The organism is Dietzia alimentaria 72, assembly GCF_000226215.1.
Classification (GTDB): Bacteria; Actinomycetota; Actinomycetes; order Mycobacteriales; family Mycobacteriaceae; genus Dietzia; species Dietzia alimentaria.
The window spans coordinates 1-26769 of the sequence record NZ_AGFF01000017.1 but is presented as its reverse complement, the minus strand read 5'-3'; the positions used below and the strand labels follow the sequence as shown (position 1 = coordinate 26769).

Genomic DNA, 26769 nt, shown 5'->3' with positions numbered 1-26769 from the left:
GGTCTTTCGGATGGATGGCGTAGGAACCTCCGTCGTCGGGAGATCTCGACGTCTATCTGCGGACCGACGCGCCCGGCCGACCTACACCGTCATCTGAGAAGACCCCTGAAACGTCTTCGACGACGACGGGACCGGCGAGGAGGAGGGCGCGGTGAGCTAAAGGAATGGAGCTTGCTCGGCTTCGACGCCGCCGCAAGCTCCGGTGAAACGGTCGGTACTGGTCGGTCGTCGTCGGTCTCCACCGGATGGCGGCGCCCCCACGCTCGGCGTTTGCGCAGGTCAGCGGCTCGTTCGCCCAGTGGGCGCATCAAGCGATAGACGCAAAGCCGACGTGATTAGGTCGTCGGTTCGATTCCGACAGGCGGCTCCGGCGAACAGCCCCTGACCTGCGTAAACGCAGGACAGGGGCGGTTCGGTTCTGGTGGTCGCGCGATGCGCTGGCCTCACGGCTCTGCCCGACACCGACGTCGCTCTCCTCTGCGACGGACCCCTCGCCGGCTGAGCGCTCGCGGCCGGCAGCCTGTCCGTGTGCCGATAGGCCTCGCACCGCTCGGCAACGCAGCATGGCGTTGCGTCGCGACCTGGCGACGGCTCGGCGGGGCGCGATCGTCTCGTGCGTTGGCGGACTACGGGAGCTTGGACGCGAGGACGTCGGCCGCCAGGATCTCGGGTGCTGCGCCGAGGAGGTGCTGGTTGGCCATCAGGGCTGCGACGATGGCGCCGTTGGCGTGGGCGTCGCGAGCGGCCTCGTCGGGGAATGCATCGAAGATCCAGAAGGTGTCGGCGTGGGTCCTGACCGCGAACCAGACAATCGTTCCTGCTTCTTCGTTGGCGAGTGCGACAGCGCCGGCGAGCAGATCGGCGAGCGCGTCGTGCTGTCCATCGGCCGCGACGATCTTGGCGACGAAGGCATACGGAAGTGATGCGGGTGTGGACATGAGGGACTCTCCTTGAAATCGGGGTTCTTCGTGGGACGAGTTCAGCGTATGACGAGCGAGGGCCGGTGGGAAGTGGCGTATACGGCAGTAATGCTATTGTTTACGTCATGCGTATCGGACTGATCGCGATCGACGGCTGCTTCGGTTCGGCTATCGCGTCGATCATCGACATCGTGCGGGTGGCCGACGGAGCCCGCGGCGATGTCGACCCGCGGATCGACCCGATCAAACTCGCCATCCTCGGACCGAAACGGCGAGTGACCACGACGGCATCGATGACCCTGTCGGTGGACCACCCGCTGTCGGAGTCCGCAGAGTTCGACGTGGTCGTCGTCCCTGCGCTTGGAACCCTTACGGCCGCCGCTACCAACGACGCCCTCCAGAGCCGAGATGCTCGTTCGGTCATCGCCTCGCTCGGGCGCCTCGACGAGGCGACCACCCGGATCGCCGCGGCGTGCACCGGCGTGTTCGCTGTCGCCGAGACCGGACGGATGCATCATCGGCGGGCGACGACCAGCTGGTTCCTGGGGCCGGAGTTCCTGAAGCGCTATCCGACCGTCGCCCTCGATCTCGACACCATGGTCGTGGTCGACGGGAACCTCGTCACCGCCGGCGCCGCGTTCGCCCACATCGACCTCGCGCTCTCACTCGTGCGATCGATCAGCCCCGACCTGGCCCAACATGTCGCCAAGCTCCTCATCATCGACGAGCGCCCGTCGCAGGCGGCCTTCGTCGCCTACGAACATCTCCGGCACGAGGACCCGATCGTGGTCGAGTTCGAACGCTTCGTGCGCGCCCGCCTGGACGAACCGTTGAACGTCGCCTTCGTCGCGCAGTCGCTCGGCACCAGCCGGCGCACCCTCGAACGACGAGTCCGTGCGGCGCTCAACCTCACTCCGCTCGGCTTCGTCCAACGGCTTCGCATCGAACGAGCTCGGCACCTCTCAGCAACCACGGACCTCACCTCCGCCGATATCGCGCTACGGGTCGGCTACGCGAACGCCGAGACTCTGCGCTCCCTCCTGCGTAGGGAGCGACGCCGTTCCTGACCTATCGCCATGCCTGTAGCCGGTGTGCTAGTGCTCGACTGGAACCACCTCTCAGCACGTCGCGTCGACGCTCCTGCGTCGCCCCTGGACGACCCAATCGACACGCCCGCAGCACAGGCCATGTGACGTGTCCCGGCTTCCCGGACGGTCGGGGTTGGGTGGCTGTGATGTCGCTGCGTTCTCGTCGAGAGGATCAGCAGACCCGATCAGAGTCGATTGGGATAAGACGCGAAGGCGGTCAGGTCAGGGCGGCCGAAGCCGGCCGGCGGGGTAGCGTCGGACACGTCGAGGTCTCTCGGATGGATGGCGTAGGAACCTCCGTCGTCGGGAGATCTCGACGTCTATCTGCGGACCGACGCGCCCGGCCGACCTACACCCTCATCTGGGAAGAGCCGGTTTCTTGGCAGGCCCCGCCCCCTCGCGCAGCCGCGCCGCCGCCTACCTCCCCGCAGCCGCGTCACCGCCTCCCTCCCCGCAGCCGCGCCGCTCAAGGTCATCTGGCCCTGATATATCGCGGCCGAATGACTTTGGACGGCGCGGCTGCGAGGTGAGCGCGCTCCGGCGACTGCGGGGTGGGAGGGGCTGTGTGGGAGGGGCTGTGTGGGAGGGGCTGTGTGGGAGGGACTGCGGCGGGCGGGTGCGGTCAGGCCGACTTCTTGGCCGCCGCCTTCTTTGCAGGAGCCTTCTTTGCGGTCGACTTGGAGGCTGTGGACTTCTTTGCCGCTGCCTTTTTAGCCGGCGCCTTTTTGGCCGGCGCCTTCTTTGCCCCCTGCTTCTTGGCGGGAGTCTTTTTGGTAGAGGACTTGGCGCTCTTCTTTGCCGGCGACTTCTTCTTGGAGCTCGAGGTGTCGTCGTCGTCGTTGTCGTCCTGGTCGTCATCGTCGCTGGCGTCCGCGTCACCGCCGCGGTCCTTCACGCTCGCGCGCAGGGCTGCCAGGAGGTCGGCGACTTCGTCGTCACCGTCGTCGTCCGAGGACTCGCGCTCCTCCACGGTGAACGCCTCGCCACCGGACGCCTTGGCCTCGATGAGTTCGCGGAGCTGCTCCTGGTAGTCGTCCTGGTACTTCTCCGGCTCGAAGTCCGCCGCCATCGTCTCGATGAGCGACGCCGCCATCTTGACCTCCTGCGGCCGGACCTTGGCCTCCTTATCCAGACCGTCCAGGATCGCGGGGCGGATCTCGTCAGGCCACAGGAGCGTCTGCAGCATGAGGACATCCTTGTACACCCGCAGCGCGCACAGGCGGGTGCGGCTGCGCAGCGTGAACGTGCAGATCGCCAGCCGATCCGTGGACTCCAGCGCCTCGCGCATCAGCACGTAGGCCCGATTCGAGCGGGACGCCGGTTCCAAGAAGTACGCGTTGTCAAAGGCCACCGGATCCACCTGGTCGGCCGGGACGAACTCCGTGACCTCGATCTCGTGATTCTGCTCCACCGGCAGGCTGGCCAGATCGTCCTTAGTGAGGATGACTGTCTCGCCGTCGTCGGTCTCGTACGCCTTGGCGATGTCGGCGAACTCCACTTCCTCGCCGTTGTCGTCGCGCACCTTCTTGTAGCGAATGCGCACGCCGTCGGACTTGTCGACCTGGTGCGCGTGCAGATCGTGGTCCTCCGTCGCCGCGTACACCTTGACCGGCACGTTCACCAGGCCAAAGGAAACCTCGCCCTTCCAGATGGATCGCATGGGAATGAGTATGCGTCAGACGGGCGGGCTCGGCAGCCGGACGAGTCAGGAGACCGGCGGCTGGGCGGGTCAGCGGGAGAGCGGGGCCGAGGTCACCTCACTGCTCGAGGTACGCATCGTCGAAGAGCATCGTGGACGCCACGGTCGGGGTCACGCCCTTCACCGACTCGTCCACCACCACGTACTGCTCCGCATTGGCGAACACCGCGAACGGCACGACTCGGTTGAACACTTCCTGGACCCGGGTGTTGGCGGCCCTCTGCTCTTCGAGGGTGGGAGCAGACTTGAGTTCCCTGGCCGCGGCCGCGAGCTCGGGATTGTCCACGCCACTGACGTTGGTCGACCCGTCGGGCACCATGTTGGCCAGGAAGCTCGCCGACGCGTCGCCGTCCGAGGGATTCATCCCGCCCACGATGATCTCAAAGTCACCGGTGAACAACCTCGCGGCCTGCTGGGACGAGGGCACGTTCTCCAGAGTCACGTTGAAGCCCACCGCATCGAGGAGCGCCTTGGTGATGACGCCCGTCTCGACATTCTCGGGACTGGTATTGGCGAGCAGGGTGATGTCGCCGTTCCAGTCCGTGTCCTCCTTGAGCTCGTCGACGAGCGCCTTGGCCTGCTCGGGATCGAACTCGAGGCCCTGCTGTCCGTCATAGAAGCGCGACGACTCCGCCAGCAGCGCCGACGTCGGTTGACCGAGCCCGCCCGTCAGCCGCTCGTCCATGAGCTCGGTATCCAGCGCGTACGCCACGGCCTGGCGCGCCCGCACGTCGGTAAAGATGCCGTCGTATCCCGCCTTGCCGTTGTTCATGACCATTGCCCGGCCCGAACTCACAGCTTCGTAGAAACCCTGCTCGTCGGCGTCCCATGCCGCGTTGACGAACTCCGCCCCGCGCAGGAACCCCACCTCGACCTCGCCGTTCTGGAACGCCTCGAGCGTGCCCTGCGAACCCGGGATAGCGACGAACCGTAGCGTCGGGCACACCGGGCCGCCGTAATAGTCCGGGTTCGGAGTCAGGACGACCTCCTGGTTAGGAATACTCCTGTCCAGGACGAACGCTCCCGCTCCGATTGGATTCGCGGCCCACTCCTCAGGCGTCGCCTGCGAGTACGCCTTCTCGGGGATCACCTCGCCCGCCGATCGCGCCAGCGCGAACGGGAAACCGACCCACGGTTCATCAAGAGTGAATTCCACGGTCTGCGGATCGACCACGCGCATCGACTCGATCTGTTCGACATCGGTCAATGCCAAGGATTTGGTCGCCGGGTCCTTGTGGAGGTTCATCGTGAACACCACATCGTCCGCCGTAAGCGGGTCACCGTTAGAGAAGCGGACATCGTCGCGGAGCTTGAGGGTCCAGACCGAGTGATCGTCGTTCGGCTCCAGGGACTCGGCGAGCTGGGGCTCGTATTCCCCGGCCTCGGGGTTCCAGCGCATCAGCCGGTCGTACACAGCAGCAGACTGGGCCCCTCCACGAAGTCCATAGTGGCCCTGGCCCGGTGCGAACGAGGGCAGCATCACGAACTCGCCCATCGTGATGGTCCCGCCCGCCTTGTCCTCGGTGCACTCCCCCGACTCGTCCGGAGTGCGACCCTGATTGCCCGTGGCGGACACCGAATCAGCGCCTTCCGAGGCGTCATCGGTCCCGCCGCCGCACGCCGTCAGGGTCAGCGCAGCTGCGGTGAGAACTGCCGTGGTGATGAGTTTCATGATGCTCCAGACAGGGGGATGAGTACCGACGTCATGGTGACTCTTCAAACGTAAAGGGTGCTCACGTGGATCGTCTGCGTTATCGCCTAGTCCGGCCAGCTGACGCTTTCACCAAAGGCACCTGGAATGCTGACGGGCATGCCCGCAGACTTCGGTCTCCACCTTCTGCTCATCGCGGCCGCGTCCGTCATCCTGGGCTCAGTGCTGCAACGGGTCAGCGGGATGGGCGTCGGGCTGGTGGTCTCCCCCACGCTCGTGTTGCTCCTCGGGCCGGTCACCGGCGTGCTGCTGACCAACCTCACGACGGTGGTCTCCGCCGCGCTCATTGCCGTCACCCTCCGTCGGGACATCGACTGGCGTCGGTACCGCGGGCTCGCGCCCCTGATCGTGGTGGGGTCGGTCCTCGGCGCTCTACTGGTGGGTGCGGTGGACCGGAACTGGCTCGAGGTGGTGATCGGCGCTGTCCTCCTGGCCACCCTCGCCACCACAGCCCTCGTGCACATTCCGCCCGTCAGCGGTCGCCTCCCGGCTGCGGTCGCAGGCACGGCAGGTGGATTCCTCAACACCGCGGTGGGCGTGGCCTCGCCCGCGATGCTCGTCTACGCGCAGGCCACCAACTGGGGCCAGCGTTCTTTTGCCGCCACGCTGCAGCCGATCTTCCTGACGATGGGCGCGGTGTCCGTGGTGAGCAAGGTTGGTCTGGGGGCGGCGCCGATCAGCGATTTGCCGCCACTGATCGTGATCGCGCTCGTCCTGGCCATGGTGCCCGTCGGGATCGCACTCGGCGGCCCGATCTCCCGGCGGGTCAACGCAGGGACGGGCCGTACGATCGCCGTCGTCGTCGTCACCGCCGGCGCACTCACCACTCTGGCGCGCGGGCTCGCCCACGTCACCGGGGTGTTCTGACGGCCCGGGTGCGGGCGCGGTTACCCTGCGAACGAGTAGTCAATCGCGTCACCAATCAAGCAGAGCGGCGCATTTCTGCCGGTTCTGCGGGAATGAGAATCAATGAGCGACTCGTCTGAACTAGTCCGCGCCGTCGGCGTAACGACCTACGGTGGCCCCGAGGCGCTGCAGGTCGTTCAGGTCCCCAAACAAGAACTCGCACCGACCGGAGTTCGCGTGCGGGTCGAGGCCGCGACCATCAACCCCACGGACACCTACACCCGCAACGGTTCCCGTTCGAAGACCGGAACTCCCCGCGGAGCCGCAGATATTCCGGGCATGGATATCGCCGGAACACTCGTCGAGATCGGCGAGGACGCAGACACCTCCCTGTCGGTCGGCGACAAGGTAATGGGCATCGTGGTCCCCCGCGACGAGCACGGCGCATACCGCGAGGACATTGTCTTGCCTGCGCGGTCAATCGTCGCCACACCCCGCGATACCGACGCCATCGCCGCGTCAACGCTCCCGATGAACGGCCTGACCGCTCGCCGCGCTCTCGACCTGCTCGATCTTAAGCCCGGGCAGACTCTCGCGGTCACCGGAGCGGCCGGATCGACCGGCGGATATGTGCTGCAGCTGGCCAAGCACGACGGCCTCGTGGTGGTGGCCGATGCGTCCGAGTCAGACGAAGACCTTGTGCGCTCGCTCGGCGCAGATCAGATCGTCAGGCGCGGAGACGGCGTTGCCGACCGCATTCTGGAGCTCTACCCCGACGGTGTCGACGGCCTCTTCGACGGATCCGTGCAAGACGCCGCAGTCCTGCCCGCGGTCAAGACCGGTGGGTCGGTGGCCACCGTGCGTTGGTACCAGGGCGACGGCAAACACGACGTCAAGGTCCATGCCGTGAGCGTGATGGATATGGCCGAGGAGCAGGACAAACTCGACGAGCTGCGCCAGCTGGCGGAAGATGGCGTGGTCACACTGCGTGTGGCAGACAGCTATTCGCCCGACGACGCGGGGCGAGCACACGAGCGACTCGAAGCCGGCGGCACGCGCGGACGGTTGGTTATCGACTTCACCCGGTGACGTTGCGGCGAGGATCTCAACCATTCGATTGATGACCGCGCACAACCCACCTCGTTAAGGTCTCAAGAATGACGAGTGAGCAGCCCACCACCACAGACCAACGCTCCCCCGCCGAGCCGCACTCGCGCCCGCGACCGAGCAAGTGGTGGGCCCTGATCGTACTGGCGGTGGGCCTGGCGATGATCGTCATGGACGGCACCATCGTCGCCGTTTCCATGCCGACCATCATCGACGACCTGGACCTCGATCTCACCGACGCCCAATGGGTCAACTCCCTGTACTCGGTGGTCTTGGCCGCCCTACTGCTCACCGCCGGCAGCCTGGGCGACCGCCTCGGCCGACGGCGGCTGTTCATCGCGGGCATCGCGCTGTTCGTGGCCGGCAGCATCTGGGCCGCCACCGCCGGCGACGCCACCGCCCTCATCAGCGCCCGCGTCCTGCAGGGCGTCGGCGGCGCCTGCATCCTGCCCACCACGCTGTCCACGGTCAACGACACGTTCCGCGGAAAGGACCGAGCCGCCGCGTTCGGCGTGTGGGGCGCGGTGATCTCCGGCGCCGCCGCCCTCGGTCCATTGTTGGGCGGGTGGCTGACCAGCACGTTCGCGTGGGAGTGGATCTTCCTGGTCAACGTGCCGATCGGCGTCGCACTGGTGGTCGCCGCGCTCATCGCCGTACCCGAGACCACTGCGCCGTCCGGGCGTAAGGGATACGACGTCGACGGCCTCCTGCTGAGCTTTATCGGCTTCGGCCTGCTGGTCTTTGCGATCATCGAGGGCTCGACCCTCGGCTGGTGGAAGCCGCTGGCCGACCTGCACCTGTTTGGTCTGACCTGGTCGCAGGACATGCCCGTCTCGATCGTGCCGATTCTGCTGGGCGTGGCCGCGGTGGCGCTCGTGTTGTTCGGGTTCTGGGAACGTCACCGCGAACGCGTTCGCCGCTCCGCGCTGCTGGACCTGAACCTGTTCTTCATCCCCACCTTCAGCCTGGGCAACATCGCGGCCATGATGATCGCAATCGGCGAGTTCGGCCTCATCTTTGTGCTGCCGCTGTTCCTCATCAACGCCGTGGGGCTGGGCACCATGGCAACCGGCTTCGTCCTGGCCACCATGGCACTCGGAGCTTTTGTCGCCGGCGCCCTGGCCCGCCATCTGGCCGCGCTCATCGGCGCCGCCGGCACCGTCCTGGTGGGCGTGGCTCTGGAGGTCGTGGGCGTGCTGATCCTGGCGCTGACCATCCACTCCGGCACCTCGCCCGTGCTGATCGGCGCGATCCTGGTGATCTACGGCGTCGGCCTGGGGCTCGCCTCCGCACAACTGACCAGCACCGTCCTTCACGACATCCCGGTGTCCTCCTCCGGGCAGGGCTCCGCCACCCAGAGCACCGTCCGGCAGGTGGGCGCGGCGATCGGCGCCGCGATCGCAGGCTCGGTCCTATCCCTGGGACTGGCTCAAAGTTTCGCGTCGGTGACCGGGCCGGCAGCCCAGTTCGCCGACGCCACCCGCAGCTCGGCTGGCGGAGTCATTTCGGGCCTACGCGCGCAGGGTGCGCCGGATGCCGTGGTGAATGTCCTTGCTAGTGGCTTCGCAGACGCCACCCGCTGGACCCTCTACAGCACCACCGGATTCCTGGTGCTGGGTCTGCTCGCTGCCGGGGCCGTGTGGGTGGCGGCGCGGCGGGGTGGGGTTGGGCAGGAGGATATGAGTGTCAACGCTGAAGCTGGAGCTACTTCGGTTTAGAACGGCGCTGAAGTGCGCTTACGAGATAGGTTCCGGGCATTGACCAGTTTCCGCGCCGATCGAATTGATTTCCGCATTGGATCGAGGATCGTTCGCGTAATTGATCTGGTTGGTACACCGATCGTCGGGGGTCGCATTTGGATCGCGCATCGTGGCACCGGACGGATACCTGCAGACCGTTCCGTCGCACTGCGGTGAGTTGGCCGCAGCCTCACCTTGCAAAGTGCGGTCGTGAACCGCTTGGCAGTAATCGGAGTACCCGGTCACGCTTCCGTCCGACCAGTATGTCTCTACCGGCCCGAGTCCCATCTGACAGTCGACTATGGAGGGCGCCTCGACCGCGGCAGGAACCTCCTCGTTGACCGGCGCCGCGACCGTTGAAGTAACGGTGACTGTCGAAGCCTCGCTACTCGTCGACCGCTCGCTTGTTGAAGCGGTGGCCGATTGCGGCGCCGGGGTCTCGCTCGAGCCACACCCCACCAACCCGGCGCCTAGCAGAATCGCGAATAGAAGACGGTACTTAGCACCCATGCCGAGTATGTTTACGCTGAAATCGTGAGTTTGCGGTGGAAACGCCAGTTTTCATCACGACCTCTGACGGGGAACCTTCGACGCGGGTTGCGCAGAGTTGGCGGACCAGCGTGAGCATGGGCAACTCAGGTCGAGACGGAAGCGATATGGTGCACCGACAGAGCGATTGACGAACCCCGCTGGTCCCGCGTCCCCGTGTTCTCGCGAGCCGGAGCAGGCCGTCCTGAAGGGATGACGATGAGCGAGTTGGTCACTGACCGGTCCGGCCGGATGAGATGGGTCATGCGGTTGATCCTGACGCTCGCGGCGATCGCGCTCGGGGTCGCGTTGATCCTCGCCCACCTGACCGTCCCGCAGATCGTCTGGGTGGCAGGCGCTGGTCTCGTCGTCGTCGGGGTAGCGACCCTGGCACTGGTCGACGGGGGCGGAGGCCACTCACGGCGGTGGACCCGTGTGGTCTCCGGGCTGGCATCTATCTCGGCCGGCGTCGTGGTGCTGGCCTGGCACTCGGCGAGCATCCGCACCCTGCTGTGGGTGATGGTCGCCGCGCTGATCGTGCACGGGGTCCACACGCTCGTAGCGAGTCGGGGCAGCGGGTCCGATCGCCGTGTGGCGGGGGCCCTCAGTGGTGTCGCCGCGATCCTCTTCGGACTGTTGTGCCTGGTCTGGCCGGTCCTGGCCATTCAGTCGATCCGATTCGGGTTCGGTGCCTGGCTGGTGTTTGTCGGGCTCCGTGGACTCCTCAGCCCGCTGGTGCACGCACGCGGCAACCGCGCCGATGCCCACGCCGAATCCCGCGCTGGATCGAGCGGAGTGCGCAGCTGGGGCCGGACGCTTCTCTCTGCGGCGGCGTTGCTCGTCGTCGTCGTCTTCGCCGTCGGCAGCGCGGTTCTCTTACGCGGCGACGAGCGCGCGGCACCGGACGACTTCTACACGGCCGTAGAACCGCTACCTGGCGAGCCCGGGGTATTGCTCCGGGCCGAGACCCTCACCACCGGTGTTCCCGACGGCGCCGAGGCCTGGCGCATTCTCTACACCACCACCCGGCCCGACGGCACGATCACCGCGGCGAGCGGCACGGTCCTCGTTCCGGCCAGCCGGGGCGCGGACGAGTTGCCTCTGATCAGCGTGGCCCACGGTACGACAGGCATCGTTCCGCGGTGCGCGCCGTCGCTAAGCCCCACCCCGTTCGCAGACGGCGCGGGGACGGCGCTGGCCGAGATGGTCACCGACCACGGCTGGGCCGCCGTCACCTCGGACTACGTGGGGCTGGGCACGTCAGAGATGCACCCCTACCTGGTCGGACAGGCCGAGGCGCGCAATGTTCTGGATGCCTCTCGCGCCGCGCAACAGCTCAACAGCGTGAGCCTGAGCCGCGACACCGTGGTGTGGGGGCACTCGCAGGGCGGGCACGGGGCCCTGTGGACCGGGCAGATCGCGGGCGATTACGCGCCCGAGCTGACCATCAAGGGGATCGCCGGCATGGCGCCGGCCACGGACCTGTTCGACCTGGCCGAGGCCAGCAAGGACGAGCTCGCCGGTAAGACGGTCTCCGCCTATATCGCGCAATCGTGGAACAGCATCTACCCCGATCTCGATCTCGCCGGCCATCTCAACCCCGGCACCGCCCACGGGGTGGAGAAGGTCGGCGATCTCTGCTTCAACGAGCAGGACGTCATTGCCGCTCTCCTGCGCGGCAGCCAGATTCCCGAGCAGGTATTCCCCGACGCCACGCTCAACGGCGACCTCGGCGAGACCCTGCGCGCGAACTCGCCAACTGGACCGTGGCCGGCCCCCGTACTCATCGCGCAGGGCCTGGCCGATCCGCTGGTCAAGCCCGCCATGCAGCAGACGTGGGTGAACGCCCGGTGCTCCGCGGGCGAACCGCTCGACTACCGGACCTACCCCGGCCTCGACCACACCGGGCTGGTCGCCGCGGACTCGCCGCTGACGCCGCAGCTGGTGCAGTGGACCGTCGACCGCTGGAGCGGGGCGGAACCCACTCCGACCTGCTGAACCCCGGCAGGAGGACGAGCGCTCGCGGGCTCCTGCTGCCGGGGCTCGCCGGTTACTGCCCGAGCAGTTCCCGTAGCGTCATCGGCCCGCCGGGACCGCCCGCCTCGCCCTCGGGCCGCTCGTAGGACCGCCGAAATAGTCCCCGCTGCTGCAGGACGGGCACTACGTGGTCCACAAACTCCTCCAGCCCGTGCGGGTACATGGGCGGCATGAGGTTGAACCCGTCGGCCGCGCCCACCCGGTGCCAGTGTTCTATCTGGTCGGCGATCGACTCGGGAGTGCCCACCATGGTGCAGTGCCCTCCCCCGGCGGCGAGGGTTCCGAGTAGCTCGCGCACGGTGGGCGAGTCCTTCTCGATGATCCGCAGGATCGTCTCGTACCGCCCCTGCGGCCCGGTGAACTCGGCGAGCGGCGGCAACTCGGGCACCGGTGCGTCGAGCTCCCAGTCGGAGCAATCCTGCTCGGTGAACAGGGATAGCTGCGCCAGCGACTGCTCGACCGGCAGCAGGGCGTCCAGCTCGGCCTTCTTCCGGCGGGCCTCGTCCTCGGTGGACCCCACGTAGGTGACGAGTCCCGGCATGATCACCATCGACTCCGCACCGGACTGGCCGCGCTCGGTCGCTCGCGCGCGTTCGCGGATGTCCGAGTTGTACGCCAGCGACGACTCCACGTCGTACGCCACCGCGTAGATCCCCTCCGCGCGACGCGCTGCCAGGTCCCGCCCGTACTCGGAGGACCCTGCCTGGAACAGCACCGGCCGCCCCTGCGGAGACCGCGGCACCGTGAGCGGCCCGTCCACGAGGAAGTGCTCACCGTGGTGGTGGATCGGCCGCACCTTGTCCGGGTCGGCCCACACGCCGTCGCGGTCGAACACCAACGCGTCGGCGTCCCACGAGTCCCACAGTGCGAGGGCCGCGTCCACGAACTCGTCGGCCCGCGCGTACCGCTCGGCGTGAGCGGGCATCTTCTCGTAGCCGTGATTACGCGCCTCCGCGTCGAACATCGAGGTCACCACGTTCCAGCCCACCCGGCCGGAGCTGATGTGGTCGAGGGACGCCAGCGAGCGGGCCGCGTGGAACGGTGTGTAGAAGGTAGTGGAGATGGTGGTGACCAGACCCACGTGCTCGGTCGCGCGCGCCATGGCCGCCAGTGCAGTCAGCGGCTCGAGGAACCACCACGAGCCGCTGGCGGGGTCGAGCACCGAATGCCCGTCGGCAAAGAACACCGCGTCCAGGCACCCACGTTCAGCGGTACGCGCGAGCTCCTCGTAGAAGGCTATGTCGCCCACGCGCTCAACCGGCGAGTCCGGATGCCGCCACGCCGCCGAATGATGGCCACAACCGAACAGGAAAGCGTTGAAGTGCAGCATCGTCTCAGCCCTTGACCAATCCGCCGTCGACGATCAAATTCTGGCCCGTCACCGCCCGCGACCACGGGGACGCGAAGAACAACACGGCATCGGCGAGCTCGGGCGGGGTGATCGCCCGACGCAGCGGAGTGCCGGAGGCGATGAGGTCAAAGACCTCCTCAGGCGTGGCCGCGCTGGCGTCGGTGGTGCGGAGCAGGCCGCCGGAGACCATGTTCACCGTGATGTTCTCCGGCCCCAGATCAGTGGCCAGGGTGCGCGTGAGCGAGAGCGCAGCGGCCTTGGCGGCGGTGTAGTCGTGGTACGGAACCACCGGGTGCTGGAACAGGTTGGTGCCGATCGTGACGATCCGTCCGAACCCGGCTTCGCGCATCCCGGGCAACGCCGCCTGCGTGGTGGCGAGCGTGCCCTTGACCGCACCCCGCAACTGCCCCTCGAAATGCTCCCAGGTGATCGACTCCGGCGAGGGTCGCGCATCACCGTTGAACTCGAAATCCGCGAGCGCGTTGTTGACCACCGTGGTGATGGGCCGCCCGAAGTGGGCGCGGGCCGCCTCGAAGAGAGCGCGCACCTCGTCGTCGTCGGTCACATCGGCGCGGAGTGCGACGGCGCGGTCCCCGCCGAGCTCACGGACCAGGTCGGAGGCGGCCTCCTCGCTGCGACGGTAATTGACGACGACGACGGCGCCCTCACGCGCGAACGCCCGGGCAATCTCCACACCCAGCCCGCGGGCGCCTCCGGTGACCAGGACTATCTGCTCGTCAATGCGCATGACTCTCGCTTCCCGGCAGTTCCGGCGCAGGCATGCGATATCTGCCTGGCATTCGCCGGCTGCGTGGCGGCGTGCGCAGCCACCGGCCGAGGCCCAGACGCTGACGCCACTGAGGGCGTCGTATCGACATTCCTTCGCTAGAACTACCTAGATCAGGTTCGACGGGTGTGATCTCAGCCGCCCGGTTGGGCAGCACCCCGTGCCGACTCCCACCATAACGGGCGTCGGCACACCTATATCCACCGCGTCGTCGGGCTGCAGCATCCAAACCGTCAGTGCCTCTAGGTATCGCTTTTGGCGGGCCGATCTCCGTCGGGGTGAGCACCTGAGCCCAGCCATGCGCTATGTGCGGCCCGATCGAGGGAAGAAGCGTCCGCGACCTCGCCGCTCGGACGCGTCGTAGCGGTGAACGAGCTTCCGGATCCGCAGATTCAGCGCATCCATCCGGGCAGTGCGTTGGAGGAGATCGTCGATCGGGAGGGCACCGGCAGGACGAGCCTCGTTGAGTAGCGCGTCGGCGTCCTCGAGAACGTCGAGGAACTCCGGCTCACGCGCAGCTCTGGCTTCGATACTCGGAAACCTCTCGACCAGCGCAGTCCCCACCGCCCGGGTCTCCCGGAGCTCATACCAGGCCTCGACCGTCAACGACAGGGCCCTGAGCGCGGAATCGTGCGCCGCCTCCACATCCTCGAGAGATTTCCTGGCCGTCACCTGCAGCGGATCGAGCCCCGCCATGAGCCTGCGACGGTGCGCGAGTTCATCAATTGCAGTCCGCACCAGCCACGCGGTGTACCAGAACCATCCCGCCACAATCGCCAGGAACAGCAGCGGAATGATGAGCCTCAGCACGGCGTCCCCCGGCCGTCGAGCAGAACGCGGGAAGAAGTCATGCCCCCGCCACCACCGCAATGACAACCGCGAGCGGGACCCCAAGCGATATCGCAGCCCCGAGGAGCTTGGCCGACGCCGACCACGCCAGCCTGGACGCCTCCGCAGCAGCACTCTCGTCATCGATCACGCAGGCCTGCCGCGCGGTTATCTCTACCCGCGCCAGCACCTCGTCAGGCCAGCCCCGAGGTACCCGGCGGTGCGGCTTCTGGCCGAGCTCGTCATCGGTCAGTGCCGATCGCTGGACCGACCATTCGCGAAGCTCCTCGTTGAGTCGCACGCGAGCCTGCTCGGCCGCAGCAAGCTGGGGCCGATCGAAGAAGCGAACAGGCAAAGCCTCAGACGCCATCGGAGAACAGCACCTCCTCCCAGTGGCGCGGTCCGGATACTCGGCGAGAACACCCGTGCTGGCAGCCCGCACCTGGCCGAAGCCGAATGGGTTCTAGGCATAGATTACGGCAAGCCCACGACGCCGCCGCCTCACCGCATGCGGTCCCGCTTCAGCCCGTGACCAAGCCGTCGTCGACGATGAGGATCCTCGGCGGGCAGATCATCCTCGCCGTCCACGCCGGTCGCCAATGTCCGACCCGGATGCCAGAGTGGTGCCATGGCGAGCAAGGGGCAGAAAGACTCGGTCGAGGTCGACGGTCGCACCGTGCGGTTCACCCACTCCGACAAGGTGCTCTACGAAGCCACTGACACTACTAAAGCGCAGGTGCTGGAGTACTACGAGGCCGTGGCGCCCCTGCTCATCACGTACGCGGGGCAGCGGCCGGTGACCCGCAAGCGCTGGCCCGACGGCACCAGCGACAAGTCCTTCTTCGAGAAGAACCTCCCCTCCCACGCGCCGGACTGGGTGCCGCGGGTGACGCTCGAGCATTCCAAGCGCGACGTCACCTACCCCGTGCTCGACTCCCCGGCCACGCTCGCGTGGTTCGCCCAGCAGGCCGCGCTGGAGTTGCACGTGCCGCAGTGGACCCTCTCCGGGGACGAGCCGGGCAGGACGCGCCGGATCGTCATAGATCTGGACCCCGGCCAGGACGTGGATCTGGACACCACGGCAAAGGTGGCCCTGCGCGTCCGCGACCTGCTGGACGAGGCGGGGCTCCAATCATTCCCGGTCACCAGCGGCTCCAAGGGGATCCATCTCTACGCCCGGCTGGACAAGGCCGTCACCGCCAAGGGCGCCTCCGCCGTGGCCAAGCAGATCGCGCAGTCGCTCGCCAAGCAGACCCCGGATTTGGTCACCGCCACCATGAAGCGCTCCATCCGCGACGGGAAGGTGTTCGTCGACTGGAGCCAGAACAGCGGCGCCAAGACCACCGTCGCTCCGTACTCCCTGCGCGGGCGGGCCGAGCCGTGGGTCGCGGCTCCGAGGTCGTGGGACGAACTCGGCGACGGCGACCTGAAGCACCTGCATTGGGACGAGGTCCTGAAACGTCTCGACGCAGACGGCGACCTCCTCGAGAGCCTCGAGGGCAAGCGCCGCAAGGGCGGATCCACTAAAAAGTCGGCGTCGACTACCGGTTCGGCATCGCGGAAGAAGAAGTCGGGCGGGAAGAAGAAGGCCTCGGCGTCATCGTCGTCGTCATCATCTTCGGACGATGACGACCCCGAGCGCGCCGACTGCGACGCCACGCCTCGGTCCGACGACGCGGTGGTCACCAGCCTCGAGGAGTACCGGCGCAAGCGGGATCGCCGCAACACGCCGGAGCCGTTCGAGGGCGAGGTCGACACCGATCGCTCCGACGGCGACGACCCGATCTTCGTGATCCAGGAGCACCACGCCCGCCGGCTGCACTACGACTTCCGCCTCGAGCACCAGGGCGTGCTGGTCTCGTGGGCAGTTCCCAAGAACCTGCCGACCGAGCCGAAGGACCGGCGCCTGGCCGTGCAGACCGAGGACCACCCCCTGGGCTACGAGACCTTCTCCGGGACCATTCCCAAGGGCGAATACGGCGGCGGGACCGTGAGCATCTGGGACCGCGGCACGTACGGGTGCGAGAAATGGCGCGACGACGAGATCATCATCTGGCTCCATGGCGAGCAGGTCTCCGGCCGATACGTGCTGGTGCGCACAAACGCCGATAAGAACCAGTGGATCGTGCAATTCATGAAGGATCAGTCGCCGGATTCCTTCTACGGCGGGCGATCGAACCCGAAGTCGTCGTACCCGCCGGGCGACAAACGGGCGCGCGGCTCGGACGATGCGGCGCCCCGCGACGCGGACGCCAAGCGCACTCGCAGTTCGGTCGACTCGGCGACCCGCGCCTCGGACGACGCGCGCTCCCGCAGCTTGGCCGACTCGGCGAACCGCGCCTCGGACCCCGCCGACCGCCCCGACGCTCCCCCGCTTCCGATGATCCCCACCGCCGGCACAGTGACCGAACTCCCCGACGACAAGTGGGCGTTCGAGGGCAAGTGGGACGGCTACCGGGTGACCGTCGCGACCAGCGGGTCCGGCGGGTCCGGCAGGTCCGGCGGGTCCGGCGGGCAGACGCGCCTGGTCAGCCGCAACGGCAACTCGATGGATTGGCTGGCCGACGGGTTCCCCGGGCTGGCCGAGGCCCTGGAGCGGCCGGCGGTGCTCGACGGCGAACTCGTGATCCCGGGCCCCAGCGGCGTCCCAGATTTCGCGTCGCTGGCCAAGCAGGCCGCAGCCGAGGGGAAGGACTCGTCGCTGCCAAAGGTGGAGCTGTTCGTCTTCGACGTGCTGGAGGTCGACGGCGTGGAGTTGCAGTCGCAGGCGTGGGAGCGTCGTCGGGAGGTGCTGGACCTGCTGACCCCGGCGTTGACGCAGGTGGAGCGGGTACACGTGCCGGCGGTACTGGACGGACCCGGCGACCGCGCTCTGGCCGAGGCGGAGGAGTACGGCTGGGAGGGCATCGTCGCCAAACGCCGCGACTCGCGGTACGAGTCCGGACGGCGCTCGCAGGCGTGGCTCAAGCAGAAGCTGCTCACCACCACCGACGCAGTGGTGGGCGGCTGGCGGCCGGGCAAAGGCGGACGCAGCGGCGCGGTGGGCTCACTCCTGCTGGGACTGCCCGCCGAGAAGGGTCTGACCTACATCGGCCGCGTGGGCACGGGCTTCACCGACAAGCAGGCGCGCGCCCTGCTCGACGAACTCAAGCCGCTGACCCGCAAAACAAGCCCGTTCATGGCCGAACTCCCCGCCGACGCCCGCCGCGACGCCAAGTGGGTCCTGCCGAAACTTGTCGTAGAGGTCCGCCACCAGGGTTTCACCGAGGACGGCGTCCTCCGCCAAGCTTCGTGGCGTGACATCCGCCGCGACAAGCTGCCCGGGGATCTGTAGGCCGGTTCGGGCTGCTGCAGCCGCACCTCGCCGGAGACACTCGCCGCTCCCGCTGCCCCCGCCGAAGCTCGCTGCCTCTCGTCGCTACCCGCGCAACTCCCTGCGCCCCCACCGCGGCGCTCGTCGCGCAGCGTCGCCCACCGCAGCCCCCGTCTTGTCGTGCTCAGTGCGAAAAAATCGCTGTTCCTTCGCAGCCACCACGACAAAACTCCCGCGGATTGGGCTGCGATCGGCCGCGGGCGGCGAGCGCGGCCGCGTGGCAGCTTCGGTCCGGCGGCAGACAGCGGCAGCATCCATCGAGCGGCGCGCGGCTCAGCCCCGTCACAGCCCCGCTCAGTGACCTCTCTGCAGAGAGACCACGCTCCCTACGCCGCCGCATCGCAGTTCTCGCGACGGTTCTCGTCGCCGTCGCCGCCACTGTGACCGGGTTGACGGCCGCGAGCGCCGTCCTCTTCCCGCGCACCGACTCACCCGACCACGTCGACGCCATAGTGGTGGTCGCCGGAGCGAACGACGACCGCTACGTCTACGCGCGCCACCTGGCAGAGGAAGGCGTGACCGACCGGATCTTGGTCTCACAGCCCACGCCAGGAGGCCGCGACTCCTACTCGGCCGCGATCACGGCCTATTGCGCGGCAAGCCCCGTCACCGCACGCGACGGGCGCCGCATCCAGATCGAGTGCTTTGAGCCGGACATCGGTACCACGGAAGGCGAGACGACCGCCGCCACCCGCATCGCCCGCGACCGCGGATACGAATCGCTTCTGGCGGTGACCTACTGGGGGCACGTATCGAGGGTCCGGATGTACTTCGAGCAGTGCTTTGACGGACCGGTCTACGTCACCGACACGCCCAAACCCCTGTCCCGGTCGCGAAAACACGCGCTCCTCCACGAGACCGGCGGCTACCTCAAGGCGTTCCTCAAGCCCGCCTGCTGAGATCCGAGCACGCCATTGCGCGGATGGCCCCACCGCGCCGCGTCGACGGCGCCGCACAAACCGCGCTGCGCCGATGGTGCCGCATCGACATCACGACGCGGCATGGGTAAGTATGAGCTAGTGAAGAACCGGCACGCAGCACATCCCGGGCCCGGGCCCGTAACCCTCGACGACTTCACCACCGCCCCCGATGCGTTCACGGGCGTCTCCGTGAGCGAGATGGTCCGCCACTGGGCCCGCACCCGCGGCGACGAGCCCGCCTACATCAGCCCCGATGGCACCACCACGTGGGCCGAGTACGACCTCGCCGCCGATCGGGTGTACAGCGCGCTGCGGTCCGACAACGGCGCCGGCCCGGAGCTTTCCTCAGAGCAGCGCCCGGAGTCGGTGGCGGTGTACCTGCCGGACACGGCCGGTTTCCACGTCGCACTGGTGGGCGCCTACCGCGCCGGGGTCCGGGTCGCCGCGATGGGCGCGCGCTCCGGACCCGCCGAGGTCGCCCACATCATGGCCTCGGCCGGCGCACGGGTCCTGGTCACCGCGCCGCACATGCGTGGCGTACCTGTGGCAGACCTGCTCGCCGACCTGCGGGACCGTGGCGTCGCCGTCGACAGTGTCCTGCTGGTCGACGGAATAACAATCGCGAAGGGACGCGTTGGGGAGGACGACCAGGCTGGCGGCACGGACGGGATCGATCTCGCCCGCGCTGTGCCCGTCGACCCCCGGCACGCGTTCGGCGTCGATGAGGTCTCCATGCTCAACAGCACCTCCGGCACCACCGGTCGACCCAAGCTGGTCACGCAGACACAACTCCGGTGGACCGCATTCGCCGCACTAGCCTGTCGCAACGCCGAGTTGACCCCCAACGAGACCGTCGCAGCGTTCGTGCCGGCACCGTTCGGCTTCGGTCTGTGGACGTCCCACTTCCTGCCCGCGCTGCTGGGCCGGCCAGCCCTGGTGATGGAGCGGTTCGACGCCCCCACCGCCATCACCATGATGCGCGAGCACCGCGCGACCGTCCTGGCGTGTGTGAGCACGCAGTTCCGGATGATGCTGCACTGCTCGCAGCCGCCACTGGACCGACTCGAGGACCTGCGAGTGATGTTCACTGGTGGTGAGGCGGTCCCGTTTGCCGAGGCGAAACGCTTCGAAGACGTCACCGGGGCCAAGTCGTTGCAGTTCTACGGATCCAACGAGACGGGCGCTGCCAGCGCCACCTCGATCCACGACGACGACGAGACCCGGCTCACGACCGGCGGCCGCATCATCCCGGAGATGCGCGTGCGCGTCTTCGACGGGCCCCGCGAGGTCACGGGCCCGGGCATCCGGCGGGGTCAGCCAGCGGTAAAAGGAGTCCTGACCTCTCCCGGATACTGGAACGACCCCGCGGCCAATGCCGAGTTGTTCACCGACGACGGGTGGGTCCTACTGGGCGACGTGGTGGAGATCGACGAGTCGGATCGCCTCCGCGTGGTCGGGCGGCTGGCCGACCTCATCATCCGGGGCGGCAAGAACATCTCCGCCGTGGAGGTCGAGGACCACGTCCGGGAGCACCCATCCGTAGCGATGGTCGCGGCAGTCGGCGTCCCGGACGAGGTGTTCGGTGAACGCCTGTGCGTGGTCGTCACGCTCGAGCCCGGCGCTGACGCTCTCACCCTGCCCGAGCTCACCGACTGGCTGCGCGCCGAAGGCGTCACCCGCGAGTACCTGCCGGAGAAGCTCCTGGTGGTGGACGAGCTCCCGACCGCGCCTGGCGGCAAGGTGGCCAAGGGTGAGGTGCGGGCGCTGGCGACGACCAGCAGCTCCACTGGTGGCCGGTCATAGCGGGACCTTTAAACCTGGACGTGTGCTCAGCAATGCAGCGACCACCTCGTCCGCCAGGAAGCATGCGATCAGCGTGTCATTATGTGATCCTTAGACACATGTCAGAATCTAAAGGTCCCTGGACGGCACGACCCTCCGAACCGTCCAACCCAGGTAACCAACAGGGGAACGAAACCGGCTCTCAACCTCGGTACGAATTCGCCGGGGCGCCGGGCCCCCACCCGCCGTACGGTGGGCCAACCAACCCGCAACCGCAGTACGGCGGACCCCCTCCTCCGTTCGGCCCTCCCGGCTACGGAAACGCGCCCTACCCGGGCGAGGAGCCCGTCAAGACGCGGAACACCATCGGGATCGTCGCCCTGGTCGTCGCCATCCTGGGCGCAATCATGTCCGTTGTACCGGGCGCCGCGATCGTCGGATGGATCCTCCTGCCCTTCGGCTTCATCCTGGGCGTCGTCGGCCTTTTCATGAGCGGCAAGCCCAAGGGGACTGCGATCGCCGCGGTCATCGTGTCCATTATCGGGACGATCATGGCAATGGCCTTCTTCGTCACCGTGGTGGGCGACGCCTTCGACAATGCATTTGATGAGAATGTGACCGTCGCGAGGTCGGACTCCGGCGACTCGAGCAGCTCCGGCAGCGAGGCCGCGGCTGGCGAGAGCGGAGGGGCCGTCGGCACCCGGGCCAACCCTTCGGCCATCGGCGACACCCTCAGGACCGAGGAATGGGAGGTCGTCGTGAACAGCTTCACCCGCAATGCCACCGATCAGGTCATGGCCGCGAACATGTTCAACGACCCGCCGCCAGCGGGAAGTCAGTACGCGCTGGTGAACCTCACCGCTACCTACATCGGCGACGAGTCGGGGCTTGCTGACTTCATCAGCGCGGCGTTCGTCACCGACGGCGGCAACGTCATCCGCTCGTACGACCACTCTGCCGTCACACCCGAACCGCTGGAGGGCGAGCTCTACACCGGCGCCTCCGCGACCGGCAACATCGACCTGGCGGTCCCCGAGGGCGAGTCAGGGCTCCTGCGGCTCGATCTCGGCACGTTCGGTGGCGGCGAGGTGTTTGTCGCCGTCGAGTAACTCCACGCCGACACCTGTGGCGCGCGGGCGCGAATGTGGCCGGGCGGGCGCAACGGTGGCGGGGTACGGACGCAACGCCCCGAATGCGCGTCCACCCGCTCGCTTCTGCGGCAGCATGAGGGCATGGTCAAGCCCTCCAACACCGCCGGCATCGCCTCCGCCACCGGGCGCTCGTGGGACGAGTGGGTCGAGATGCTCGACGCAGCAGGGGCGCGGGAGATGCCCCATTCCGCGATCGCCGTTCTCGCGCTCGCCCAGATGCCGGAGTCGGTCGAGCGTCGCGAGTGGTGGGCCCAGGGCACGGCTATCGCGTACGGGCAGCACACCGGACTACGGGTTCCGGGCCAGTCCTGCACCGGCGACTTTCAGCTGTCCACTTCGCGGACCATCTCGGCCGACAAGGATGCTGCCCTGCAGGCATGGTCGGATCTCGTCGCGGACCGTGAGGAGTTCGGTGGGGTGGCCATCGCCGCACCCGGCACCACGTCGAGCACGGAGAAGTGGCGCTATTGGCGGGTCCCGCTGGCGGACGGCACTCGCGTGGCGGTGCACATCAGTGACAAGCCCGGTAGCAGGTCGTCAGTCGGGCTGACGCACACCAAACTCGACTCAGCCGAGGCCATCGACTACTGGCGGCCCGTCTGGAAAGACTTGCTCGCGCAACTCTGACAGAGGCGTACGCTTGCGGAAATGACAAACGTTCTGATGATTCTTTCCGCAGCCGACCACTGGACCCTCAAGGACGGGACCGAGCATCCGACCGGTTTCTGGGCGGAGGAGTTCGTGGCCCCCTACGAGGTGTTCACCGATGCCGGCTGGTCCGTCACCGTGGCAACCCCCGGCGGGCGCACGCCCACTGTTGACCAGGCGAGTCTGGCCGAAGGCGCCGGCGACCCGGACACCCTCCAGAGGGTCAAGGCCTCGCTCGAACGACTGCAGCCGGTTCTGAATTCCCCCGCTGATCTGACCACCGTCGATCACGCAGATTTTGACCTCGTCTTCTACCCGGGCGGGCACGGGCCGCTCCAGGATCTGGCGACCGACCAGGCCTCCGGCGCGATTCTCAGCGACCGGATGACCTCCGGCAAAACCCTGGCCATGCTGTGCCACGCCCCGGCCGCGGTACTGGCCGCCTCGGCGGATCCTGCGTCCTCGCCGTTCGCGGGTTACCAGATGACCGCGTTCTCCAACCGCGAGGAAGAGCAGGCCGGGTTGGCGGACAAGGCACCCTGGCTCCTCGAGGACAAGCTGGTTGAGCTGGGCGCGAAGTACTCCTCGGCCGCTGAGCCGTGGGGCTCCCACGTTGTTGTGGACCGCAACCTGTACACAGGCCAGAACCCGCAGTCCTCGACGGATCTCGCTCAGCGACTTGTCGCCGACTTCTCCAAGTAGCGCACCTCCGTCAGTCGCGGTCCGAGTCAGCGGGCCGCGTCTCACTACCCGCGATCCGCCGCACCCCGCCAACCGCAGCCCAGCACCCCGCCAACCGCAGCCCCGCACCCCGCCAACCGCAGCCGCGCCCTCCAGAGTCATCCTGCCCGGACATATCGCGTCCGGATGACTCTGGAGGGCGCGGCTGTTGCGGCGCTGGGGCTGGTGCGGTGCGAGCCGGCGGGACGGGCCGGGCTCGGCGGCTAGTTCAGACCCGCGTAGGAGTGCAGGCCCGAGACCACGATGTTGATGAAGAACAGGTTGAAGATCAACACCGAGAATCCGGCGATGTTGATCCACGCCGCCTTCTTGGCGCCCCAGCCCGAGGTCGCACGAGCGTGCAGGTAGCCGGCGTAGAGGACCCAGGACACGAACGAGGCGGTCTCCTTGGGGTCCCAGCCCCAGAAGCGGCCCCACGCACTCTCGGCCCAGACCGCGCCCAGCAGGATGCCCACGCCGAAGATGGGGAAGCCGATGACCGTGGTGCGGTAGGCCAGCCGGTCGAGGGTGTCGGCGGCGGGCAGCGGACGGGCAATCGCGGCGCCCCAGCCGTGCTCGGCGCCCTGCGGCTGCCACACACGGATCAGATACATGATCGACGAGACGCCGCCGATCAGAAGAATGCCCGAGGCCAGCGAGATGATCGAGACGTGAATCGGCAGCCAGTACGACCGCAGCGCCGGCACCACGGGAGCGGCCTCGGAGTACAGGTGCGTCCCGCCGAAGAACAGCAGCGCCAGCACCGGAACCAGGACGTACGGCCAGGCCACGGCCAGTGCAGGCTTGCGCAGGAAGATCAGTCCGGCCCCCACTCCCAACAGGGTGGAAGCCAGGATGAACTCGTACATGTTGCCCCACGGGAAGCGGCTCGTCGCCACTCCGCGCAGCACCAGTGCGGCCGCCTGGAACAGCCAGGCGAGCATGATGAACATCTGCGCGATCCGCGCCCACCGCGTACTGCCGGCGGAGGCGCGGTCCTCATCACCGGTGTCGGTGATCGAGGTGGACTCCGTCAGCCCGGGACCGCCCGCGCCGGCCAGCTCGCGGTTCGGCTCGGCCACCTTGGCCACCCGGAATCCGGCGTAGTAGATCATCGACGCCAGCAGGGCCAGTGCGTACAGTCCGAAAGCCGTACGGAACGTGAGGTCACTGAGGTTGGAGAGCGTCTCGTTGACAGGGAGTCCCTGCGCGAGAATCAAGGTGTTCACCGGGTGTCGTCCTTCCGCGAGGCATCGGGGTCGGTGCCGCGACTAGATGAAGTGTCGTCCGTGCTGGCGGGTTCGGGCAAGACGGGTGTGACGGCCGACGTCTTGACCAGCCGGTTTCGTAGGTCGTCGAACTCGCTCCCCCAGCCTGATCGGTCCGTCTTTGCCAGGCCGCCCAGGTCGACGCGGGTGACGCCGTCGTCGTCGACACCCACTCGCGCCCAGATGCGTCGGCGCCGCACCATCAGGCTCAACACCAGCCCGGCCATCATCACGGCCGCCGACACGCCCACCCAGATCTGCGTGGGATCCTCGGACACCTGGAGGTTGACGAATTCCTCGGCGCCGTCAAACCGGATCGATGTGCCGTCGGCGAGGGTGGTGGATTCGCCCGGCCGAAGGTTGACGCGGGCCTCACGCTTGAGCGCACCGGATTCGATGAGGTCGGGCTCCAGCGAGAAGATCGACTGTGGGCGGCCGGTGTCGAGGCCGGCGTCGCCGCGGTGGACGTCAATGGCCACGGCCGGGTCGTCCATCCGCGGAAACCTGGAGCTGAGCAGCGTGCCGTCGAACTGGGCGGTCGGCGCGAACAGCCCCTGAATGGCGATCTGCTGCGTACGCCGCTCGACCAGGTCCGGGTAGAGACCGGCCGGCGGGTCGAAACGCATGATGCCCGACGAGAGGAATGTCTGCAGTTCAGTGGGCTGCCAATGCTGGGTGTCTGTGCGGGTCTCGCCGTTCGGGAACGTGACCGTGAACGTGGGCGCGAAGCCGTGCCCCTGCAGGTACACGCGGGTGGAGCCGACGCGCAGCGGGTGATTGACCTGCATCTTGTACTGCTGCCATGTGTCGGGGTCAGTGGTCGTGACCTCGTCGGTGTAGCGCACGTTGGAGGTGAACATCTCGGCCTGGCCGTTGGGCAGGTAGTCGGCGCGGAAGTCCTCGACCTTGATGCAGAACTGCTCAAGATCGGTGCCGTCGACCAGCAGTCCGGCACGGAACGAGTCGTAGGCGCTGGGGGTGGTGTTGCAGAACGCCGGTGAGTCCTCGTTGGCGATGATCACGCGCATGCCCTCGGCGTACACGAATTTGCCGGCGGCAAACATGATGAGCAGCGCCAGCAGGCCGAAGTGGAAGACGATGTTGCCCACCTCGCGGGAGTAGCCGCGTTCGGTGGAGAATTCGATGGTGTCGGCGACGCGGCCGTCGCCGTCGTTGCGCCGGACGCGGCCCTTGAGCTCGCGACGCACCTGCTCCGCGGCTTGCTCCGGAGTGGCAGTGGTCCGGTACGCGGCGTGGTGCGGCAGTCGGCTGAGGTTGCGCGGCGTGAGCGGCGGGGGCGTGCGCAGTTGCTTGACCAGGTCGAACGTGCGCGGCGTGAGGCAGCCGACGAGCGAGACGAACAGCAGCACGTAGATGGCCGTAAACCACCAGCTGGAGAAAACGTCGAACAGCTGGAGCTTGTCGTAGACCTCGCCGAGCCAGCCGTTTTCCTCGATGTACGCGTTGACGTTGCCCTCGTTGAGGCTGCGCTGGGGCAGCAGGGCGCCCGGGATGGCGGCCACGGCGAGCAGGAACAGCAGGATCAGTGCCGTGCGCATGGCGGTGAGGGTGCGCCACGCATTGCGGAAAAAGGCGGTGACGGCGGCGATTGTGGGCATGGGGTCCATCTGGCGGTCGCTGCGCGCCGACTGCTCGGCGCCGGTCGCATCCAGGTTAGTCGGATGATCCTGAGCGGAACCTGGCAGGGTGTGGGGGTTCGGCCGGGGTGTGGCGGGGCTCTCCCTGGAGTATTACGCGTGGCTCAGTTGCCGAGTTGTTCGCGGCATTCGTCCGCCGTGAACGATTCCAGGCACTCTGTCCATCTCACCTGTTCGTCGACCCAGGGATGGGACGGTTCCTGGCCCACGTCCTGCCGCCACATGTAGTTGTCGCAGACGATCGCGGTGCCGTTGGTGTCAACACTGGTGCGCCCGATGTCGGCGCCGATGCACTGGTCCCCGATCTGGGGGCCTGCCCGGCGGAACGCCTCCTCGGCTGCGGGATTCGGTGCCAGTGCCGGATCGCGGGACCACGCTGCGCCGTCGGTGTATTGGAGACGGGCGCAGTACGCGGTCGCCCCGTCTACGAACACCGCGACGGCTCCCCGCGGACCACACGCCGCGCCCTCGCCGACGATCGCAGCCGCCGGTCTGGTCTGAGCCGGAGGCTGTGGTGTCGGCGAGTCCGAGCTGGTCGTCTCAGCCGACGTATCCGAGGCCGGTGTTACAGAGGTGGTGCTGGTGTTAACGATCGAGGTGGTCGTCCC

The 26769-nt window shown here is 67.6% G+C and carries 21 protein-coding genes and 1 riboswitch; of the genes, 11 read left to right on the top strand and 10 right to left on the bottom strand.

Going from position 1 to position 26769, the window contains the following annotated elements; translation table 11 throughout:
* Positions 1-626: 626 nt before the first annotated feature.
* On the bottom strand, positions 627-938 hold the full coding sequence (locus tag ON04_RS07435; RefSeq protein WP_010540975.1) for a putative quinol monooxygenase: 312 nt from the start codon (positions 936-938) through the stop codon (positions 627-629).
* Between the two features lie 107 nt (positions 939-1045).
* Here ON04_RS07435 and ON04_RS07430 point away from each other — a divergent pair, with 107 nt between their 5' ends.
* On the top strand, positions 1046-1987 hold the full coding sequence (locus ON04_RS07430) for a GlxA family transcriptional regulator (RefSeq protein ID WP_010540974.1): 942 nt from the start codon (positions 1046-1048) through the stop codon (positions 1985-1987).
* A 643-nt stretch (positions 1988-2630) separates the two neighbouring features.
* Here ON04_RS07430 and ku read toward each other — a convergent pair.
* Entirely contained in the window at positions 2631-3668 is a 1038-nt protein-coding gene (gene ku / locus ON04_RS07425; protein WP_010540972.1) for a non-homologous end joining protein Ku, read from the bottom strand.
* A gap of 97 nt (positions 3669-3765) precedes the next feature.
* Entirely contained in the window at positions 3766-5379 is a 1614-nt protein-coding gene (locus tag ON04_RS07420; protein WP_010540971.1) for an ABC transporter substrate-binding protein, read from the bottom strand.
* A gap of 138 nt (positions 5380-5517) precedes the next feature.
* Between ON04_RS07420 and ON04_RS07415 the strand changes: the two genes are divergently transcribed.
* The 4 genes from ON04_RS07415 (at position 5518) to ON04_RS07400 (ending at position 11636) form a co-directional block, all read left to right on the top strand.
* Positions 5518-6285: a sulfite exporter TauE/SafE family protein gene (locus ON04_RS07415; protein WP_238529261.1), complete on the top strand. Its 768-nt coding sequence runs from the start codon at positions 5518-5520 to the stop codon at positions 6283-6285.
* 102 nt (positions 6286-6387) lie between these two features.
* Positions 6388-7353, top strand: a complete 966-nt coding sequence (locus ON04_RS07410; RefSeq protein ID WP_010540969.1) for an NADP-dependent oxidoreductase — start codon at positions 6388-6390, stop codon at positions 7351-7353.
* A gap of 68 nt (positions 7354-7421) precedes the next feature.
* Entirely contained in the window at positions 7422-9089 is a 1668-nt protein-coding gene (locus ON04_RS07405; RefSeq protein ID WP_010540968.1) for a DHA2 family efflux MFS transporter permease subunit, read from the top strand.
* 768 nt (positions 9090-9857) lie between these two features.
* Positions 9858-11636, top strand: coding sequence for a lipase family protein (locus tag ON04_RS07400; RefSeq protein ID WP_238529260.1), 1779 nt, complete (start codon positions 9858-9860; stop codon positions 11634-11636).
* Positions 11637-11688: 52 nt separating this feature from the next.
* Here ON04_RS07400 and ON04_RS07395 read toward each other — a convergent pair whose 3' ends face one another.
* From ON04_RS07395 to ON04_RS07380, 4 genes are all read right to left on the bottom strand, one after another.
* Positions 11689-13005: an LLM class flavin-dependent oxidoreductase gene (locus tag ON04_RS07395; protein ID WP_010540966.1), complete on the bottom strand. Its 1317-nt coding sequence runs from the start codon at positions 13003-13005 to the stop codon at positions 11689-11691.
* A 4-nt stretch (positions 13006-13009) separates the two neighbouring features.
* Complete coding sequence (locus tag ON04_RS07390; protein ID WP_010540965.1) at positions 13010-13774, bottom strand: 3-oxoacyl-ACP reductase; 765 nt, start codon at positions 13772-13774, stop codon at positions 13010-13012.
* A 112-nt stretch (positions 13775-13886) separates the two neighbouring features.
* Positions 13887-13984: riboswitch (TPP riboswitch) on the bottom strand.
* A gap of 132 nt (positions 13985-14116) precedes the next feature.
* Positions 14117-14623 carry a hypothetical protein gene (locus ON04_RS07385; protein WP_010540964.1) on the bottom strand — a complete coding sequence of 169 codons (507 nt, stop codon included), beginning with the start codon at positions 14621-14623 and terminating at the stop codon, positions 14117-14119.
* 37 nt (positions 14624-14660) lie between these two features.
* On the bottom strand, positions 14661-15011 hold the full coding sequence (locus ON04_RS07380; protein WP_010540963.1) for a hypothetical protein: 351 nt from the start codon (positions 15009-15011) through the stop codon (positions 14661-14663).
* Between the two features lie 258 nt (positions 15012-15269).
* On the opposite strand from ON04_RS07380, the gene ON04_RS07375 reads away from it, so the two are divergent.
* The 6 genes from ON04_RS07375 (at position 15270) to ON04_RS07350 (ending at position 23217) form a co-directional block, all read left to right on the top strand.
* A complete protein-coding gene (locus ON04_RS07375) occupies positions 15270-17975 on the top strand; it encodes an ATP-dependent DNA ligase (protein WP_010540962.1) in 2706 nt (901 codons plus the stop codon).
* 419 nt (positions 17976-18394) lie between these two features.
* Positions 18395-18913, top strand: a complete 519-nt coding sequence (locus ON04_RS07370; protein WP_010540961.1) for an ElyC/SanA/YdcF family protein — start codon at positions 18395-18397, stop codon at positions 18911-18913.
* 102 nt (positions 18914-19015) lie between these two features.
* Positions 19016-20737 (top strand): class I adenylate-forming enzyme family protein, encoded by a 1722-nt coding sequence (locus ON04_RS07365; RefSeq protein ID WP_050815293.1) that lies wholly within the window; start codon positions 19016-19018, stop codon positions 20735-20737.
* 98 nt (positions 20738-20835) lie between these two features.
* Positions 20836-21825, top strand: coding sequence for a DUF4352 domain-containing protein (locus tag ON04_RS07360; RefSeq protein ID WP_010540959.1), 990 nt, complete (start codon positions 20836-20838; stop codon positions 21823-21825).
* 123 nt (positions 21826-21948) lie between these two features.
* Positions 21949-22494 (top strand): hypothetical protein, encoded by a 546-nt coding sequence (locus ON04_RS07355; protein WP_010540958.1) that lies wholly within the window; start codon positions 21949-21951, stop codon positions 22492-22494.
* A gap of 21 nt (positions 22495-22515) precedes the next feature.
* Complete coding sequence (locus ON04_RS07350) at positions 22516-23217, top strand: type 1 glutamine amidotransferase domain-containing protein (RefSeq protein WP_010540957.1); 702 nt, start codon at positions 22516-22518, stop codon at positions 23215-23217.
* A 242-nt stretch (positions 23218-23459) separates the two neighbouring features.
* On the opposite strand, the gene ccsB is transcribed toward ON04_RS07350, so the two are convergent.
* The 3 genes from ccsB to ON04_RS15945 all read right to left on the bottom strand — a co-directional run.
* Positions 23460-24464: a c-type cytochrome biogenesis protein CcsB gene (gene ccsB / locus ON04_RS07345; protein WP_010540956.1), complete on the bottom strand. Its 1005-nt coding sequence runs from the start codon at positions 24462-24464 to the stop codon at positions 23460-23462.
* Positions 24461-26122 (bottom strand): cytochrome c biogenesis protein ResB, encoded by a 1662-nt coding sequence (gene resB / locus ON04_RS07340; RefSeq protein WP_010540955.1) that lies wholly within the window; start codon positions 26120-26122, stop codon positions 24461-24463. The genes ccsB and resB overlap by 4 nt, the downstream gene beginning before the upstream one ends.
* A 143-nt stretch (positions 26123-26265) precedes the next feature.
* The coding region (locus ON04_RS15945; protein ID WP_010540954.1) for a hypothetical protein at positions 26266-26769 on the bottom strand (504 nt) is incomplete at its 5' end.